General features: G+C 70.2%; 16 protein-coding genes. 3 read left to right on the top strand and 13 right to left on the bottom strand.

Features of this window, described 5'->3' with window-relative positions:
- Window positions 1-92 precede the first annotated feature (92 nt).
- The 7 genes from MPE_RS02870 to fliF form a co-directional block, all read right to left on the bottom strand.
- On the bottom strand, window positions 93-725 hold the full coding sequence (locus MPE_RS02870) for a flagellar basal body-associated FliL family protein (RefSeq protein WP_011828171.1): 633 nt from the start codon (window positions 723-725) through the stop codon (window positions 93-95).
- Window positions 726-883: 158 nt separating this feature from the next.
- A complete protein-coding gene (locus MPE_RS02865) occupies window positions 884-2,377 on the bottom strand; it encodes a flagellar hook-length control protein FliK (RefSeq protein WP_148210877.1) in 1,494 nt (497 codons plus the stop codon).
- A 23-nt stretch (window positions 2,378-2,400) separates the two neighbouring features.
- Complete coding sequence (gene fliJ / locus MPE_RS02860; protein ID WP_011828169.1) at window positions 2,401-2,877, bottom strand: flagellar export protein FliJ; 477 nt, start codon at window positions 2,875-2,877, stop codon at window positions 2,401-2,403.
- Between the two features lie 44 nt (window positions 2,878-2,921).
- Window positions 2,922-4,286, bottom strand: a complete 1,365-nt coding sequence (gene fliI / locus MPE_RS02855) for a flagellar protein export ATPase FliI (protein WP_193373383.1) — start codon at window positions 4,284-4,286, stop codon at window positions 2,922-2,924.
- A 95-nt stretch (window positions 4,287-4,381) separates the two neighbouring features.
- The gene (locus MPE_RS02850; RefSeq protein WP_011828167.1) at window positions 4,382-5,188 is read right to left on the bottom strand and encodes a FliH/SctL family protein; all 807 of its coding nucleotides are present in this window, start codon (window positions 5,186-5,188) and stop codon (window positions 4,382-4,384) included.
- The gene (fliG, locus tag MPE_RS02845) at window positions 5,172-6,167 is read right to left on the bottom strand and encodes a flagellar motor switch protein FliG (RefSeq protein WP_011828166.1); all 996 of its coding nucleotides are present in this window, start codon (window positions 6,165-6,167) and stop codon (window positions 5,172-5,174) included. Before fliG ends, MPE_RS02850 begins: the two co-directional genes overlap by 17 nt.
- Before the next feature lie 61 nt (window positions 6,168-6,228).
- A complete protein-coding gene (gene fliF, locus MPE_RS02840) occupies window positions 6,229-7,932 on the bottom strand; it encodes a flagellar basal-body MS-ring/collar protein FliF (RefSeq protein ID WP_011828165.1) in 1,704 nt (567 codons plus the stop codon).
- Between the two features lie 184 nt (window positions 7,933-8,116).
- Here fliF and fliE point away from each other — a divergent pair, with 184 nt between their 5' ends.
- Window positions 8,117-8,449: a flagellar hook-basal body complex protein FliE gene (gene fliE / locus MPE_RS02835; RefSeq protein ID WP_011828164.1), complete on the top strand. Its 333-nt coding sequence runs from the start codon at window positions 8,117-8,119 to the stop codon at window positions 8,447-8,449.
- 30 nt (window positions 8,450-8,479) lie between these two features.
- On the opposite strand, the gene MPE_RS02830 is transcribed toward fliE, so the two are convergent.
- The 4 genes from MPE_RS02830 to glmS all read right to left on the bottom strand — a co-directional run bounded on the left by MPE_RS02830 (window position 8,480) and on the right by glmS (window position 12,690).
- Entirely contained in the window at window positions 8,480-8,857 is a 378-nt protein-coding gene (locus tag MPE_RS02830) for a translation initiation factor Sui1 (protein ID WP_049820866.1), read from the bottom strand.
- A 14-nt stretch (window positions 8,858-8,871) separates the two neighbouring features.
- Entirely contained in the window at window positions 8,872-9,999 is a 1,128-nt protein-coding gene (locus MPE_RS02825; RefSeq protein WP_011828162.1) for an aminotransferase class V-fold PLP-dependent enzyme, read from the bottom strand.
- Window positions 10,000-10,284: 285 nt separating this feature from the next.
- Complete coding sequence (locus MPE_RS02820) at window positions 10,285-10,731, bottom strand: hypothetical protein (protein WP_011828161.1); 447 nt, start codon at window positions 10,729-10,731, stop codon at window positions 10,285-10,287.
- 99 nt (window positions 10,732-10,830) lie between these two features.
- Window positions 10,831-12,690: a glutamine--fructose-6-phosphate transaminase (isomerizing) gene (gene glmS, locus MPE_RS02815; protein WP_011828160.1), complete on the bottom strand. Its 1,860-nt coding sequence runs from the start codon at window positions 12,688-12,690 to the stop codon at window positions 10,831-10,833.
- A 152-nt stretch (window positions 12,691-12,842) separates the two neighbouring features.
- Between glmS and MPE_RS02810 the strand changes: the two genes are divergently transcribed.
- Entirely contained in the window at window positions 12,843-13,331 is a 489-nt protein-coding gene (locus MPE_RS02810; RefSeq protein WP_011828159.1) for an Lrp/AsnC family transcriptional regulator, read from the top strand.
- Between the two features lie 38 nt (window positions 13,332-13,369).
- Here MPE_RS02810 and MPE_RS02805 read toward each other — a convergent pair whose 3' ends face one another.
- Together MPE_RS02805 and glmU are read right to left on the bottom strand one after the other, a co-directional pair.
- Window positions 13,370-13,903, bottom strand: coding sequence for a J domain-containing protein (locus MPE_RS02805; protein ID WP_011828158.1), 534 nt, complete (start codon window positions 13,901-13,903; stop codon window positions 13,370-13,372).
- A 170-nt stretch (window positions 13,904-14,073) separates the two neighbouring features.
- The gene (gene glmU, locus MPE_RS02800) at window positions 14,074-15,456 is read right to left on the bottom strand and encodes a bifunctional UDP-N-acetylglucosamine diphosphorylase/glucosamine-1-phosphate N-acetyltransferase GlmU (RefSeq protein WP_011828157.1); all 1,383 of its coding nucleotides are present in this window, start codon (window positions 15,454-15,456) and stop codon (window positions 14,074-14,076) included.
- On the opposite strand from glmU, the gene MPE_RS02795 reads away from it, so the two are divergent.
- Window positions 15,455-16,330 carry a DUF6279 family lipoprotein gene (locus MPE_RS02795; RefSeq protein ID WP_148210875.1) on the top strand — a complete coding sequence of 292 codons (876 nt, stop codon included), beginning with the start codon at window positions 15,455-15,457 and terminating at the stop codon, window positions 16,328-16,330. The two genes, glmU and MPE_RS02795, sit on opposite strands and share 2 nt — an antisense overlap.

The raw sequence follows: 16,330 nt of genomic DNA, 5'->3' as shown, positions 1-16,330 counted from the left end.
ACGACGCGAGCGGACGCCGCGGACCCGGCTTTGCCGATCCGCCAGCGTCGCCCCCCCGGGGGGGAGCGGCGAAACCGCAACGGGGGGGTACGTCATTGGATGATGAAGCTGGAGAAATGCACATGCTCGACCGGGTTGTGCACGGCCGGGGCCTTCTTGCGCTTCTTCTTGACCGGCTTTTCTTCGGCATCGGTGTCGGCCGCCGCGTCATGCGCCGGCGCGTCGTCGACCTCGATCTCGATGCCCAGGGGCCGCACCGACTCGCGCATGATCTCGGCCGCCAGCTTTTCCTTGCCAGCACGCTCGAGCAGCTCGCCCGAGGTCTTGTGCGACAGGATCATCAGCACGCCGTTGCGGATGGCCGGCATGTAGAGCTTGAGTTCCTCGGCCACCTTGGGGTCGTCGACCTGCAGCGTGACGCCGATCTGCGCGAAGCGCTCCTGGTCGCGATCGGCCAGGTTCACGACGAAGGGCTCGAGCGGCAGGAAATTGGGTGGCGCCTTGTGGTCCTTCTTGCCGGCATCGTGCGCCACTTCTTCCGCATCGTCGCCTTCCTCGGCGGCCGCAGCGGCCTCGGCGGCCTTCTTCTTCAGCAGGTAGACCGCGGCGCCACCCCCGGCTGCCACGAGCAGCGCCACGATCGCCAGGATCATGACGAGCTTCTTCGGCAGGCCCTTCTTGGCCTTCTTCGGCACTTCGACGGCATCGGCCGCGGCTGCAGACATCGGGAACTCCTTGCCATGAACGCGCACGGAGCAGACGCCGCCGCACGCAGGGAATGGAAAGGATTATTCGAGCCGGCCCTCACGGCGAAGCCGCGATAAGGGGGGCGAAACCGGCGCTTACCGCCGCCCCCTGCCACCGCCGCGGCGTGCGCCGCGTGCTAGGCGTAGAGGTCGAGCAGGCCGCGGGCCGCGGGTGGGCGCGCGCCCGCCGGGCCCTCGATGCCGCCGAGCGCGATCGTCTCGCTCCGCCCGCCGGCATGGCGCTCGCCATCGGCCGCGCCCTCGCGGCCCCCGGAGCGCTGCTCGAACACACCGCCGCCGCTGAGCGTCAGGCCCGCGCCGTTCAGCGCCGCCGCGAGCGCCGGCAGACTGCTCTCCAGCGCCTGGCGCGTGCCGGCGTGGGAGGCCGTGAAATCGATCTGCGCCTGGGCGCCGTCGATCACGATCTGCACTGCGATCGGCCCCATGTCGGCCGGGTTGAGCTGCAGCTCGGCTTCGTGAACGCCGCCCCGCGCCAGCGTGGTGAGCTGGCTGGCCAGCGCCTGCGAGAAATCGGGCGATTGCACCGGGGTCGCGACGCTGAGGGACAGCGGGGCACCGGTCAACAGGGTCGCGGCGGGGGCGGTCGGCATCGCCAGGCCGCCGAGCGGCGACACCGGCGACAGCAGCTCGCCGACGCGCGCCCGCTCGGATGCCGGCACGCCGCGCACCGGTTCGGCCGCCGTCAACGCCGCCATCGCGAGTTCGCGCGAGCCGGCGGCGGGCGCAGACCCGGCGGGGACGGGTTGCAGCAGCGCCTCGGCCGCCACGGCCCTGGCGCCGGCCTTCGCTTCGGCCTGCGCGTCGGCATGGGCGGCATGAAGCGCCTGCGTGGCGGAGGGTTCGGTGGCGCCGGTGGCCGGCTCGACTGCCGCGGCACGCCGGGCGTCGTTGCCGGCAAGCGGGCGGCCGCCGTCGGCCTCAGCGACGCCGGGGCCCGGCGGGCGCAGGTCGCCCGCCGCGCTCGCACCGGCCATTGCGCCCGGGACCACGGACTCGGCAGCCGGATCGGCATCGTCTGGGGGCGTGGTCGCATGGCCTGCGGCACGTGGCGGCGCGACCGTGCCCCAGCGGGCCAGCCAGTCGAGCATCACTTTCGGATCGGGAGCAGCGGGCGCCGGCTGGGCCGCCGCCGCCGCATCGGCCGCGTCGCTGGCGGAGGCCTCGTCGACCGGCTCGACCAGGGCTGCGTCGGCTTCATCCGCCGGCAGCCCCTCGTCGGACGCCTCGTCGGCGGTGCGCCGTGCGCCGTCGACGGGCTTGCCGGGCTGCTTGGCCGCCGGCGGCGCGACTCCGTCCTTGGCCGCCGCCCGCTTCGCCGCGGTGTTGTCCTTCTCGATCGGTTTCGCCTCGTCGCCGGCGGGACGACGCTGCGGCTCCGGCCGGCGTGCGGCCTCGGCGCGCGACTCGGGCGGGTTCGCCTTCGCGGGGGCCGGTGGCGCGGCGAAGGCGTTCTGGCCATTCTGTCCATGGCCCGCCACGAAGCGCTGCCGCTCCCCGAGCAGGCCGGCGAACGGCGAAGAGGCTGGGGAGTTGCCGCGCTCGGCCGCCGGTTCGGCCGCGAAGGCGGTCGGGGCGTTGGCGGCAGCGCGCTGCTGGACGGACAGGTTCATGCTCATGGCGGGCAGGTACCGGCTCAGACGGCGCCCAGCGCCGCGCCGGGTGCGGTGCCTGCCAGCCGCAGCCATGCGGCTCGCGAGGCCAGCTCGTCGGTCGCCTTCTGATCGCTGCGGTCCTGGGTGCGAACGGCTTCGGCGATGCGCCGCTCGATCAGCTTGCGCACCGAAGCCACACGCAGTTCGGCGCTCAGCAGCGCGGCCTTGGCCGTCTCGCCACGCTCGATGGCCTGCGCCAGCAGGCGCTGCTGCTGCGACACCGCCTCGTCCAGCCGGACCATGAAGCCCTGGTAGCACTGCAGCAGCTCGATCGCCCCGGCGCGCTGGAACTGCGTCCCGAAGCGTTGCGCGTACTCCTGGCGGTACTCGGCCAGCTGCGTGGCCTGGGCCTGGGCCGCCGCCACGGCGTTCAGCGCGTTGCGGTGGACGCCCAGCGCGGCATCGCGCGCGACCGTGGTCTGTTCGAGCAGGGTGTTCAGGGGCTGGAGGGCGCTCATGGAGTCTTTCCGGGGGCGAACGTTCGGTCGGTGGGGCTCGCGGGTCAGATGCCGGTCAGCTGGCGCAACTGGCGCACGCTGTCGGTCAGCCGCGAGGCGTCGTGCATGTCCTGCTGCAGCAGCGTGCGCATCGCATCGTGCTGCTTGACCGCGAGGTCGAGTTCGACATCGTGGCCGGGCGCATAGGCGCCCAGCGCGATCAGGTCGCGCGCCTTCTGATAGCGCGACCACAGCTGGCGCAGGCGGCGCGCCGCCTGCAGGTGTTCGGGCCGTGCCACGTTGTGCATCACGCGCGAGGCCGAGCGTTCGATGTCGATCGCCGGGTAATGGCCACTCTCGGCCAGGTCGCGCGACAGCACGATGTGGCCGTCGAGGATGGCGCGGGCCGCGTCGGCGATCGGGTCCTGCTGGTCGTCGCCTTCGCTGAGCACCGTGTAGAACGCGGTGATCGAACCGCAGCCGTTGAGGCCGTTGCCGCTGCGCTCGACCAGTTGCGGCAGCTTCGCGAAGCAGCTCGGCGGATAGCCCTTGGTGGCCGGCGGTTCGCCGATGGCCAGCGCGATCTCGCGTTGCGCCATCGCGTAACGGGTCAGGCTGTCCATCAGCAGCAGCACGTGCTGGCCGCGGTCGCGGAAGTGCTCGGCGATCGCGGTGGCGTAGGCGGCCCCCTGCATGCGCGTCAGCGGCGGCGAGTCGGCCGGCGCCGCCACGACGATGGAGCGCTTCAGGCCCTCCTCGCCGAGGATGTCCTCGATGAATTCCTTGACCTCGCGTCCGCGCTCGCCGATCAGGCCGACGACGATGACGTCGGCCGCGGTGTACTTGGCCATCATGCCCAGCAGCACCGACTTGCCGACGCCGGAGCCGGCGAACAGCCCGATGCGCTGGCCGCGGCCGACGGTGAGCATGGCGTTGATCGCGCGCACGCCCGTGTCCAGCGGCTCGCGCACCGGGTCGCGCTCCATCGCGTTGATGGGGCGACGCACCAGCGGCTCGTTGCGCACGGCGCCGATCGGGCCGAGCCGGTCGAGCGGCATGCCCAGCGGGTCGATCACGCGGCCCAGCAGGCCGTCGCCGATCGGCAGGTGGCGGGTGCGGTCTTCGCTGCGACGCCACGGGTGATGCGCCTCGCCGAGCACCGGCGCCACGCTCGGGGTCGAGCGCGGGACCACCCGCGCGCCGCTGGCCAGGCCGTGCAGCTCGCCGGTGGGCATCAGGTAGGCACGGTCGGCGGCGAAGCCGACCACCTCAGCCAGCACGGGCGGCTGGCCGTCCATGCGCACCTCGCAGACCGAGCCGACCGGCACGCGGATGCCGGCGGCCTCCAGCACCAGTCCGGCCACGCGCACCAGCGTGCCCTGCGCCTCCAGCGGCACCGGGCCGAGGGCATGCGCCTTCAGATCATCCATGTAGCGTTGCCACGACGCCGGCAGCGCGGCGGGCGGCGCTGCAGGGCGCTCGGTCGCCGGCGTGGCGGCGGGCAGCCAGCCTTCGGTCGGGGCGTTCATGCGCCCGCCCCGTTCTCGTCGGTCACCGGTGCGGCCGCGTCGTCGGCCGACGGCGCCACCTCGTAGGCAGCGCGCTGTCCCATGCCGTCCATGGCACGGCGCCAGCGCGCCTCGATGCTGGCATCGATGATGCCGACCTCGCTGTCGACGACGCAGCCGCCGCGTGCCAGGGCCGCATCGGGCACCAGGCGCGCGCCACGCGCGGCCAGCGCCTCGCCGGCGTGCAGGCTCAGCAAGGCGAGGTCCTCGGGATGCACGTGCACCGCCACCTGCTTCGCCGAGGCCAGCGTGGCGACCAGCGCCTCCTGGGCCACCGCCGCCACCAGCTCGGGGCGCGTTGCCAGTTCGCTGCGCAGCACCTGGCGCGCCAGCGCGACGGCCACGTCCGCGAGCTGCGCGGCCAGGCCCTGTTCGAGTTGCTGGAGCTGGCCGCGGAAGGCCTGCGCCACGGCGGTGACCTGGCCAGTCACCTGCTGCGCGTAACTCTGCTTGAAACCTTCGAGCGCGGTCAGACCGTCGCGGTAGCCGTCCTGGTAGCCGCTCTGGCGCGCGGCCTGCAACTGCGCGGCCACCAGTTCGGGCGTCAGCGGCGCGGCGGGTGCCGGGGCCGCCGGGTTCTGCGGTGCGCTGCCGAAGCTGCTGGGCCGCCAGGCGGCGAAGCTGCGCACTTCCTCGCGCGGAATGAAGCGCGCATAGGCGTTCGGCGAGCCGTCGGCCGCCGGGCCGTCGGTTGCGCGGCTGCGGCTGCCGGGATCGCGCGGCGCCGGGCTGGCGCCGAGCTTGCGTTCAAAGGAACTGGTCATCGCCACCGCCACCCAGCACGATCTGGCCCTCGTCGGCCAGGCGACGCACGATCTTCAGCATTTCCTTCTGCTCGGCCTCGACCTCGGAGACGCGCACCGGACCGCGCGATTCGAGATCCTCGCGCAGCGTCTCGGCCGCGCGCGTGGACATGTTCGCGAGGATGCGGTCGCGCAGCTCGGGCGGTGCGCCCTTGAGCGCCACCACCAGCGATTCGGTCTGCACTTCCTTCAGCAGCGCCTGGATGCCGCGGTCGTCGATCTTCTGCAGATCGTCGAACGTGAACATGTTGTCCATGATCTTCTGCGCGAGATCGCTGTCGGCCTCGCGGATGTAGTCCAGCACCGAAGTCTCGATGGCCGAACCCATCATGTTGATGATCTCGGCCGCCGGCTTCACACCGCCCATCATCGACTTCTTCATGCGCTCGCCGCCGGCGAGCACCTTGCCCATCACCTCGTTCAGGTCCTTCAGCGCGCTGGGCTGGATGCCGTCGAGCGTGGCCACGCGCACCATCACCTCGTTGCGTTGGCGCTCGGTGAATTCCTTCAGCACCTCGGCCGCCTGGTCGAACTCCAGGTGCACGAGGATCGCCGCGACGATCTGCGGGTGCTCGTTACGCAGCAGCTCGGCCACCGAATTCGGGTCCATCCACTTCAGGCTCTCGATGCCGGAGACATCACCGCCCTGCAGGATGCGGTCGATCAGCAGATTGGCCTTGTCGTCGCCGAGCGCCTTGCGCAGCACGGCCTTCACGTACTCGTCGGTGTCGCTCACCAGCATGCTGGTGTCGGCGGCGTCGCCGGTGAAGCGTTCGAGCACCTGCTCGAAGCGCTCGCGCGGCACGCTCTTCATCTTGGCGATGGTCTCGCCGAGGCGCTGCACTTCCTTCGGGGCGAGGTGCTTGAAGACCTCGGCGGCCTCTTCCTCGCCGATCGACATCAGCAGGATGGCCGCATCTTCCAGTCCCTGGGCATCCATGGTTACTTCCTTCCCCAGGTCGCGTCAGGCGCGGCGGCCTCCCGCGGGGGCTCACGCCGGCTCATGCGGCCTCCTTGGCGGACCAGCCGCGCACGATGTTGGCCATGGCCGCCGGGTTTTCCTTGGCGAGCGCACGGGCCTGGTTCAGCCGCGTGTCCACCACCGGCGCCTCGAGCGCGGGCAGGGCCGCGGCCTGGGCCGACGACGGGGACGGCAGCGCCGGCACGTCGTCGACCACGGCGTCGAGCTGGCGCTGCGGCTGGGCCGGCTGGGCCGCCTTCAGCGCCGGCCGCACCGCACCGAACACGATGATCATCGCCAGCAGCGTCAGCGCGCCCGGCACGGCCAGCGTGCGCAGCAGATCCTGGGTCTCGGGCTGCTTCCACAGCGGCAGTGCTTCCTCGACCGGCGGCTTCTCGACCTTGAAGGGCGCGTTGATCAGCTTCACCGAGTCACCGCGGTCGGCGTTGAAGCCGATGGTCTCCTTGACCAGCGCGGTGAGCTTTTCCATCTCCTCGGCCGAGATCGGCGTGGTGCTGGTCTTGCCCTTGGCGTCGGTCACCGAGCGGTGGTTCAGCACCACCGCCGCGTTCAGGCGCTTGATGGTGCCGGTAGCGTTGCGCGTGACGCGCACGGTCTTGTCGACCTCGTAGTTGGTGGTGGCCTCGCGCCGGCTGTTACCGCCGCTGCCGCCGCCCGACTGCGCGGTCTGCAGCGGCTGCGCACTGCCGTTGACCGGCGCGGTGGCCGGCACCGGCGGCTGGTTGCTGGCGGCGCCGGGCACGCCGGCCGGCTGGGCGCTGCCGCCGCCGCTGGCCTCGCTGACCTGGTGGCTGCGCAGGGTGGCCGCGGCCGGCTTGCCGTCGGCGCCCAGGCCCTGGTTCGGCGCATAGGCCTCGGAGGTGGATTCGGTCTGCGAGAAATCGACTTCGGCGGTGACCTGGGCGCGCAGGTTGTCGCGGCCCAGCACCGGCTCGAGGATGTCGAACACGCGCTTGGTGTAGTTGCCCTCGATCTGGCCCACGTACTGCAGTTGCTGGGCGTCCAGGCCGCCGGCCGAACCGGCGTCGCCGGCGCCGGAGATCAGCGCGCCGGTGGCGTCGAGCACGGTCACCGCCTTCGGGTCCATCTCGGGGACACTCGACGACACGAGGTGAACGATGCCGGCAATCTGCGTGCGGTCGAGCGTGCGGCCGGGGTGCAGCGTCAGCAGCACCGAGGCGCTGGGCTTCTGCTGTTCGCGGAAGAAGCCGTTCTGGTTGGGCAGCGCGAGGTGAACGCGGGCGCTCTGCACCGCGGCCAGCGCACCGATCGAGCGGGTCAGCTCGCCCTCGAGACCGCGCTGGAAGGTCAGGCGCTCCTGGAACTGCGTCTGGCCGAACTTGGCGTTGTCCATCAGCTCGAAGCCGACGATCGAGCCCTTGGGCAGGCCGGCCGAGGCCAGCTTCAGGCGCACGTCGTGCACCTTGTCGGCCGGCACCAGGATCGCGGCGCCGCCGTCGGCGTGCTTGTAGGGCACGTTCATCGTCGACAGCTGGGCCAGGATCGCGCCACCGTCCTTGTCGGACAGGCCGGCGTACAGCACCTTGTAGTTGCCCTGCGAAGACCACATCGACATCGCGAAGGCGATGCCCACCAGCGCGGCCAGGCCGATGCCGAGCGTGAACTTGCGGCCGGCGGGCAGCGCAGCGAGGCGCGAGCCAAAGCCGTCGGCGTTGGCCGGCGTGAGCGGCAGGGAATTCACGGGGGCAAGTGCGGTGTCCATCGGCAGGGGGTCGGGCGTCGCGGCGTGTCCGTGTCGGATCGTGGGTCGAAGCGCGATGGGACCATTCCCATCGGCGCCTCGGCATTGTTTCGTTACCCTTGAGCCGGAAAAGCGGCGAACAGGCCGGCCAAATCCCGCCAGTTCCCTCCATTGCGCCGCGGGCCCCTGGCTACGATCCTTCCCCATGGACGTGAAGCTCAAGCCCTTCGACTTTGCCCAAGCCGCCGCCCGCGCCGGGATGCCGCAGGTGGCCGAGCGCGTGCGCCTGGCCACACAGTCGCAGGGCGTGGAGCCGGCGAGCTTCCAGACCAGCTTCAGCGCCGCGCTGAAGTCGGTGAGTTCCGCGCAGAACCAGGCCACCGAGCTGCAGAAGCAGGTTCAGCTGGGCAATTCTTCGGTCTCGCTGGAAGAAACAATGGTCGCGATGCAGAAGGCCCAGATCGGCTTCCAGGCGACGCTGCAGGTGCGCAACAAGCTGGTGCAGGCCTACACCGACATCATGAACATGGCCATGTGAGGCCGGTGACGGGCCCCCAGACGGGGTCGGTCAGCCGCCAGCGCGCTTGACCGTATGCCCGCGGGCCTGGAGCCACCCGATCACGCGTTCGCAGTGATCGCCCTGCACCTCGATCACCCCGTCCTTCGTCGTGCCGCCCGAACCGCAGGCGGCTTTCAGCTGCTTGCCGAGTTGGGCCAATGCGACCGGCTCCAGCCCCAGGCCCTTGACGAGCGTGACGCCCTTGCCGTTGCGGCCCTTGGTTTCGCGCGAAACCCGCACGATGCCGTCGGTGACCGGCACGGCGCCGGCGCTGCGGCAGGCGCACTGGGCGATCGCCTGGCGGCAGGCCGGGCAGGTCCGGCCGAGCTCGGTCGAGTAGACCAGGCCGCCAGCGGCCGGCCGGCTCTTCGTGCCGGGTGCCCCGATCGCGTTGAAAAGCCCTAGAGGATGCGGTTCAGCGCGTCGTCTAGGTGACGGACCGTGCGCTCGATGTGATGCAGCTTGTCGAGGCCGAACAGGCCGATGCGGAAGGTCCGGAAGTCGGCCCCCTCGTCGCACTGCAAGGGCACGCCGGCGGCCACCTGCAGGCCCAGCCCGAGGAACTTCTGACCCGACTGGATGGCCGGATCCTCGGTGTAGCTGACCACCACGCAGGGCGCCTGGAAGCCTTCGGCCGCCACGCTGCGCAGGCCCTTGCGCACCAGCAGCGCACGCACCTGCTCGCCCAGCTGCTGCTGTTCCGCGCGCACCTTCTCGAAGCCATAGGCCTCGGTCTCGCGCATCACATCGCGCACGCGGGCCAGCGAGTCGGTCGGCATCGTGGCGTGATAGGCGTAGCCACCGGCCTCGTAGGCCTCCATGATCTGCATCCACTTGCGCAGGTCGCAGGCGAAGCTGGTGCTCTGCGTCCCGTCGATGCGCCCACGCGCCAGATCGCTCATCGCGATCAGCGCGCAGCAGGGCGAGCCGCTCCAACCCTTCTGGGGCGCGCTGACCAGCACGTCGACGCCGGTCGCCTGCATGTCGACCCACAAGGTGCCCGATGCAATGCAATCGAGCACGAACAGCCCGCCGACCTCGTGCACCGCGTCGGCCACGGCGCGCAGGTAGGCATCGGGCAGGATCATCCCGGCCGAGGTCTCGACGTGTGGCGCGAACACGACCGCGGGACGCTCCGCGCGGATCGTGGCCACCACCTCGCCGATCGGCGCCGGCGCGAAGGGTGCCTGCGCGCCCGGCCCGGTGCGGCGAGCCTTCAGCACCGTGGCGTCGGAAGCGATGCGGCCCATGTCGAGAATCTGCGTCCACCGGTAGCTGAACCAGCCGTTGCGGATGACCAGGACCTTGCGGTCGGTGGCGAACTGTCGCGCCACCGCCTCCATGCCAAAGGTGCCGCTGCCGGGCACGATGACCGCCGACTTCGCGTTGTAGACGCGCTTCAGCGTGGCCGAGATGTCACGCATGACCCCCTGGAAACTCTGGGACATGTGGTTGAGGGCACGGTCGGTGTAGACCACCGAGTACTCGAGCAAACCCTCAGGGTCCACGTTCGGCAGCAAGCCAGGCATCGATCACTCCACTGAGAAACTGTCTCTGTTGCAGGGGTTTTCGGCCTTCATGCGGGCCATGGGGCACTGCACGAAGGCCTGCCATCGCCGTAGAGCGATGCGCTTTGCCAGGATCGGCTGCCGCCCACTGTGTACCAAAACATCGCCGCAACACGCTGAGGTGAACCCGAATGAGCCGCCTCCCGTCTCAAGCCGTCACGCTGCGATGAGCAGCCCGACAACGGCGCATTGTCTCCTCGACCGAGTAACCGCGCACGGCCCGGCCCAACTAGGTCCGGCACCGCATCAAGTGCGGCTGGCGCCTGGAAAGTACTTGCGGATCAGCGCGGGCGTGAACTCGAAGGGTTCGGCGGTGAAGGTGGCCGTGAAACACGACCGCTGCGCATCGCCGTCGACCGGCAGCACGCTCACGTACACCCACTCTCCCGGCCCCTTGTCCCACAGCATGATCTGCACCGGCGCGAACGCGCTGCGGTCGAGCACGCGGTAGAGCGACAAGGCCGCGCCCTGGAATCGTTCGCGATCTTCGGGATCCAGCAGCGCGCGCGGGTCGGCCCTGGCGAAGACCAGCGGCGGACTGCCCTCCACGCAGCTGGCCATGACGAGCGCACCGCCGTCGCGCGCTGCCCCCGAGCCACTTTCAGCCGCGGAGACGCGAAGCGCCGGCAAAAGGACCAGTGCCGTTGCAACCAGCACGCCACTCAGCGTGGCAACCGATTCCTTGCTTCCCATCGCGCGCCCTCCGCCAGCAGATCCCCTCGTCGATCGATCTTCGGCCGCGGCACCGGAGAAAGCAATGAGGAGTCACTCCAGCGACGGCGCCTCGTTCTATCACTCCACCGTCACGCTCTTCGCCAGGTTGCGCGGCTTGTCGACGTCGGTGCCGCGCGCGCAGGCCGTGTGATAGGCCAGCAACTGCAGCGGCACCACGTGCAGCAGCGGCGACAAGGCGCCGTAGTGCTCGGGCATGCGGATCACGTGCACGCCTTCGCTGCTTTCGATCCGCGTGTCGGCGTCGGCAAAGACGAACAGCTCGCCGCCCCGCGCGCGCACTTCCTGCAGGTTGCTCTTGAGCTTCTCGAGCAGCGCGTCGTGCGGCGCCACGGTGACGACCGGCATTGCGCTGGTCACCAGCGCGAGCGGGCCGTGCTTCAGTTCGCCGGCCGGGTAGGCCTCGGCGTGGATGTAGCTGATCTCCTTGAGCTTGAGCGCGCCTTCCAGCGCCACCGGGTAATGCAGCCCGCGGCCCAGGAAGAGCGCGTTCTCCTTGCGGGCGAACTCTTCCGCCCAGGCCATGACCTGCGGCTCGAGGGCCAGCACGGCCTGCAGCGCCACCGGCAGGTGGCGCAGCGCCTTCAGGTGCCCGGCCTCGGCGTCCTCGCTCAACCGCCCACGGGTCTTGGCCAGCATCAGCGTAAGCAGGAACAGGCCTGCCAGCTGCGTGGTGAAGGCCTTGGTGGAGGCCACGCCGATCTCGACGCCCGCTCGCGTGATGTAGGCCAGCGAGCACTCGCGCACCATCGCGCTGGTGGCGACGTTGCACACGGTGAGCGTGTGCTTCATGCCCAGCGAGCGGGCGTGCTTCAGCGCGGCCAGCGTGTCGGCGGTCTCGCCGCTCTGCGTGATGGTGACGACGAGCGTCTTGGGGTTGGGCACGCTGTCGCGGTAGCGGTACTCGCTGGCCACTTCCACCTGCGTGGGGATCTGCGCGATCGACTCCAGCCAGTACTTGGCGGTGCAGCCGGCGTAGTAGCTGGTGCCGCAGGCCAGGATCAGGACCGAATCGATCTCCTTGAACACCCGGTGCGCGCCGTCGCCGAACAGCTCCGGCACGATGCCCTGCACGCCCTCGAGCGTGTCGGCGATGGCGCGCGGTTGCTCGAAGATCTCCTTCTGCATGTAGTGGCGGTAGGGCCCGAGCTCGGCCGCGCCGGTGTGGGCATGCACGGTGCGCACTTCGCGCTGCACGCGCTCGTGGCGGCCGGTCGCGGCATTGCGCGCCACAATCCAGTGCTTGCCGAGCTGGAGGTCGACCACGTCGCCCTCTTCCAGGTAGACGATCTGGTCGGTCACGCCGGCCAGCGCCATCGCGTCCGACGCGAGGAAGCTCTCGCCCTGCCCCACGCCCAGGATCAGCGGCGAGCCTTCTCGCGCACCCACCACGCGGTGCGGTTCGTCGCGGCAGAACACGGCGATCGCGTAGGCGCCCTTGAGCCGCTGCGTGGCCTGCTGTACGGCGTCGAACAGGTCGCCGTCGTACAGCGAGTCGATCAGGTGGGCGATGACCTCGGTGTCGGTCTGGCTCGCGAAGACATAGCCGCGCGCCTGCAGCTCGGCACGCAGGTCGTCATGGTTCTCGATGATGCCGTTGTGCACGAGGGCGATGCGCGCCGGACGCGCGGCGTCGGCGCCCGGGCCGCTGGAGAAATGCGGATGGGCGTTGTGCACCGCCGGCGCACCGTGCGTGGCCCAGCGCGTGTGGGCAATGCCGGTCGTTCCCTGCACCGCGTCGGCGGTCACTTGCACGTCGAGTTCCGCAACGCGCGACGTACTGCGGCTGCGTCGCAGCGCGCCGTCCTGGTGCACCGCGACGCCGCAGGAGTCGTAGCCCCGGTACTCGAGCCGCTTCAGGCCTTCGACGAGGATGGGAACGATGTTGCGTGTACCGACCGCGCCGACGATGCCGCACATGAGATGGCCTTGCTGAGCTGTGGATGGCGCATCCTAGGGACGGCAGCAACAAATATGCTTTCTAAATTCAAAATAAAACGGCATAAAAATCTCAAAACTTTCTAGAATGAAAATTTAGAGCAAAGTTTAGTTAATTAGATGCAATTTTTTTCGTGAACAAGATCACGCTGGATCCCCTCGACCTCCGGCTGCTCGCGCAACTGCAGCGCGACGCGTCGCTCTCGAATCAGGCGCTGGCGGCCGAGGTCCACGTGGCCACGGCCACCACGCACCGCCGCGTCCGACGCTTCCATGCGCTGGGATTGATCGAGCGCGTGACCGCCCAGCTGTCGCCGCAGCGCCTGGCCGACGCCGGCCTGCCGCAACTGCATGCGCTGCTCGAGGTCTCGCTCGACGTGCAGACCAGCGAGGGCCTGGACGCGTTCGAGGTGCGCGCCGTGGCCGACGCCAGCGTCCAGCAGTGCTGGCGGGTCTCTCCAGGGCCTGACTTCATGCTGGTGGTGGGGGTGCGCGACATGGAGGCCTACCAGGCCTTCACCGCGCGGCTGCTGACGGCCGATGCCAACGTGCGCAACGTGCGGGCCTTCTTCAGCATCAAGCGCGCGAAGTTCGGCAGCGAACTGCCGCTGCCCGCGCGGTGAGTTGCGCCGACCGGCGAGCGCCCCGCGGCAACCACTCCTCAGTTCGGCGCGGATGCCGCGCCTTCCGCCGCGGAAAGCGACTTGTGCAGACCGGCCGGCGACGTCAATCCGCTCAGCACGTCGTCGTGCGGCATCAGCATCACCACCAGGCCACCGAGACCGAGCCCCAGGGCCACCACGCCGACGGCACCGACCGCCAAGCGCTGGGCGCCGGTGAGGTAGGTGAGCCAGGCCTCCCCGAACGATAAGCCGCCCTCCCGCACGCCGGACGCCAGCAACTGCAATCGCACCCGCAACCCGGGTCCCGGTTGATCTTCAGGATCGCGATAACCCAGGCGAATCTCCTCGCGCCGGATCCACTGGTCGTGGGCGGCACGCCGGTCGGGGTCGAGCAGCACGTCCTGCGCCTTGTTCAAGGCCGTCAGCACCAGCTCATGGCGGACGCTGCCGTGATGGCGATCGGGGTGGTACTTCTGCACCAGCGCCTTGTAGGCGGCACGGATCACTTCGGGCGGCGCGTCGGGCGCCACCTTCAGGCGGCCGTAGTAGTGGGGAATCTTGGGGCGTCGCATCGGTTTCCGATGCTACTGGCGCGATGTCACGGCATGTCGTGCAGAGTTGGCGCGTCTGCAACCGGCACGATCGGCTGCGCCCCGCTGTTGCAACTGTGCCGCTGGCGCGCCCACCGTGCCCACGCAAGGCCACGCGCCCGCTCGGCCCGCCGTTACCGGCGTAACAACTGCTAGCGTTTTTTCTGCGGCCGTTGCCAGCCTGCGATCACGGTCTGCCGCGCCCGGGCCACACCCAGTTGCCCAGCCGGCACGTCCTTGCTGATCGTGCTGCCGCCGCCGATCGTGGCGCCCGCGCCCAGCGTGACCGGTGCAACGAGCACGCAGTTGCTGCCCACATGCACGTCGTCGCCGATCACGGTGCGGTGCTTGTTCGCGCCGTCGTAGTTGGCGGTGATGCTGCCGGCGCCGTAGTTCACGCGTTCGCCGACCGTCGCATCCCCCAGGTAGGCCAGGTGGTTGGCCTTGGCGCCGCGCGCGAGCGTGGAATTCTTGACTTCGACGAAGTTGCCGATGTGCACCTCGGCGCCCAGCTCGGCGCCCGGCCGCAGGCGTGCGAACGGCCCGACCAGCGCGCCCGCACCGACCTCGGCACCGTCGATGTGCGTGAACGGATGGATCACCGCACCCGCGGCGATGCGCGCGTCGCGGATCACGCAGTGGGCCCCGATGCGCACGCCGTCGCCGAGTTCGACCCGACCTTCGAAGACGCAGTTGACGTCGATCTCGACATCGCTGCCGCAGCCCAAGGTGCCGCGCAGGTCGAAGCGCGCCGGGTCGGCCAGCCGCACGCCGGCCTCGAGCAGTGCCTCGGCCTGCTTGCGCTGCAGACGGCGCTCCAGATCCGCCAACTGCAGCGGGCTGTTGACGCCCAGCACCTCGGTCTCGCTGGCGGGCTGCGCAGCGACCACCGCCACGCCGTCGGCAACGGCCATCGCGACCACGTCGGTCAGGTAGTACTCGCGCTGGGCGTTGTCGTTGGACAGGCACGCGAGCCAGCGCTTCAGCAGCGCGGTGGGCGCGGCCATCATGCCGGTGTAGACCTCGCGGACGGCGCGCTGTTCCGCGCTGGCGTCCTTGTGCTCGACGATGCCGAGCAGCTTCTCGCCCCGCCCGTCGCCGTCACGGAGGATGCGGCCGTAGCCGGTGGGGTCGGCCAGGTCGATGGTCAGCAGCGCGAGCCGTGTGCCGTCGCAGGCATCGACCAGCGCACGCGCCGTCGACGCCTCGATCAGCGGCGTGTCGCCGTTGAGGATCAGGGTGGTGCCGGCATCGTCGAGCAGCGGCACCGCCTGCTGCACGGCGTGCCCGGTGCCGAGCTGCGGCTCCTGCCGCACGAAGGCGAGCGGCGCCGCGGGAAAGGCCGAGCGCATGGCCGCCTCCACCTGCTCGGCGCCATGACCCGTGATCGTGATGAGTCTTTGCGCCCCCAGACCGGCGGCCGTGGCCAGCACGTGCTGCAATAAGGCTCGCCCGGCCAGGGTGTGCAGCACCTTGGGCCGACTCGACTTCATGCGGGTGCCCTTGCCGGCGGCCATGATCACGATGTCCAGCATGCTGATGGTCAGGTGGTTGAGAGGTTGGAGAATTATCGCGGCCTGTGTACTGTTGGCACTGGGCGGCTGCAGCGCGCTGCGGTTGGCTTACACGCAGGCCGGGGAGTTTGCATACTGGTGGCTCGACGGCTACGTCGATTTCAACGGCGATCAGACGCTGCGCACGCGCGACGCGATCACCCGGTGGTTCGCCTGGCATCGCAGGACCGAGTTGCCGGACTATGTGGCGCTGCTCGACCGCGCGGCGGCCGAGGCCGGCCAGGACGCCACGCCCGCCCAGGCCTGCCGCTGGTTCGACGAGGTGCGCCTGCGCATCGATCGCGCCGTCGACCACGCACTGCCCGACACCGCAGCCATTGCCATGAGCTTCAGCCCGGAGCAATTGAATCGCCTGGAACGCAAGCAGGCGAAGAACAACGCCGAGTTCCGAGACGACTTCCTGCAGCCCGACCCGGCCGAGCGGCGCGCGGCGGCGGTCGAGCGCGTGGTCGATCGGGCCGAGCAGCTGTATGGCCGGCTCGACCGCTTGCAGCGCGAGCGCATCGCGCAATCCTTGAGCAAATCGCCGTTCGAGCCGGAACGCTGGCTGGCCGAGCGGCAGCGTCGGCAGCGCGACCTGCTGCTGATCCTGCGGCAGGCGCAGTCCGGCGCACTGTCGGTCACCTCGGCCACCGACGCACTGCGGACTCACTGGCAAGAGGTCAAGCGCTCGCCGGACGACGCCTACCAGAGCTACCAGCGTCGCCTCGACGCGGCGAACTGCGAACTGCTCGCGCAGATCCACAACCGCACGACGCCCGAGCAACGGCACGAGGCCCAGCGCAAGCTCAGAGGGTGGGCGGCCGACCTGCGGCGTCTCGCGACGCCCGCCTGA

The organism is Methylibium petroleiphilum PM1, assembly GCF_000015725.1.
GTDB classification, from domain to species: Bacteria; Pseudomonadota; Gammaproteobacteria; order Burkholderiales; family Burkholderiaceae_C; genus Methylibium; species Methylibium petroleiphilum.
Note: the sequence above shows the minus strand (reverse complement) of the source record. Positions and strands in the feature narration are given on the sequence as shown.

Bases quoted from the DNA above. Each gene is read 5' to 3' on its own strand.
- MPE_RS02870 (WP_011828171.1), bottom strand. From the start codon at position 725: ATGTCTGCAGCCGCGGCCGATGCCGTCGAAGTGCCGAAGAAGGCCAAG.
- MPE_RS02865 (WP_148210877.1), bottom strand. From the start codon at position 2,377: ATGAACCTGTCCGTCCAGCAGCGCGCTGCCGCCAACGCCCCGACCGCC.
- fliJ (WP_011828169.1), bottom strand. From the start codon at position 2,877: ATGAGCGCCCTCCAGCCCCTGAACACCCTGCTCGAACAGACCACGGTC.
- fliI (WP_193373383.1), bottom strand. From the start codon at position 4,286: ATGGATGATCTGAAGGCGCATGCCCTCGGCCCGGTGCCGCTGGAGGCG.
- MPE_RS02850 (WP_011828167.1), bottom strand. From the start codon at position 5,188: ATGACCAGTTCCTTTGAACGCAAGCTCGGCGCCAGCCCGGCGCCGCGC.
- fliG (WP_011828166.1), bottom strand. From the start codon at position 6,167: ATGGATGCCCAGGGACTGGAAGATGCGGCCATCCTGCTGATGTCGATC.
- fliF (WP_011828165.1), bottom strand. From the start codon at position 7,932: ATGGACACCGCACTTGCCCCCGTGAATTCCCTGCCGCTCACGCCGGCC.
- fliE (WP_011828164.1), top strand. From the start codon at position 8,117: ATGGACGTGAAGCTCAAGCCCTTCGACTTTGCCCAAGCCGCCGCCCGC.
- MPE_RS02825 (WP_011828162.1), bottom strand. From the start codon at position 9,999: ATGCCTGGCTTGCTGCCGAACGTGGACCCTGAGGGTTTGCTCGAGTAC.
- MPE_RS02820 (WP_011828161.1), bottom strand. From the start codon at position 10,731: ATGGGAAGCAAGGAATCGGTTGCCACGCTGAGTGGCGTGCTGGTTGCA.
- glmS (WP_011828160.1), bottom strand. From the start codon at position 12,690: ATGTGCGGCATCGTCGGCGCGGTCGGTACACGCAACATCGTTCCCATC.
- MPE_RS02805 (WP_011828158.1), bottom strand. From the start codon at position 13,903: ATGCGACGCCCCAAGATTCCCCACTACTACGGCCGCCTGAAGGTGGCG.
- MPE_RS02795 (WP_148210875.1), top strand. From the start codon at position 15,455: ATGCTGATGGTCAGGTGGTTGAGAGGTTGGAGAATTATCGCGGCCTGT.
- glmU (WP_011828157.1), bottom strand. From the start codon at position 15,456: ATGCTGGACATCGTGATCATGGCCGCCGGCAAGGGCACCCGCATGAAG.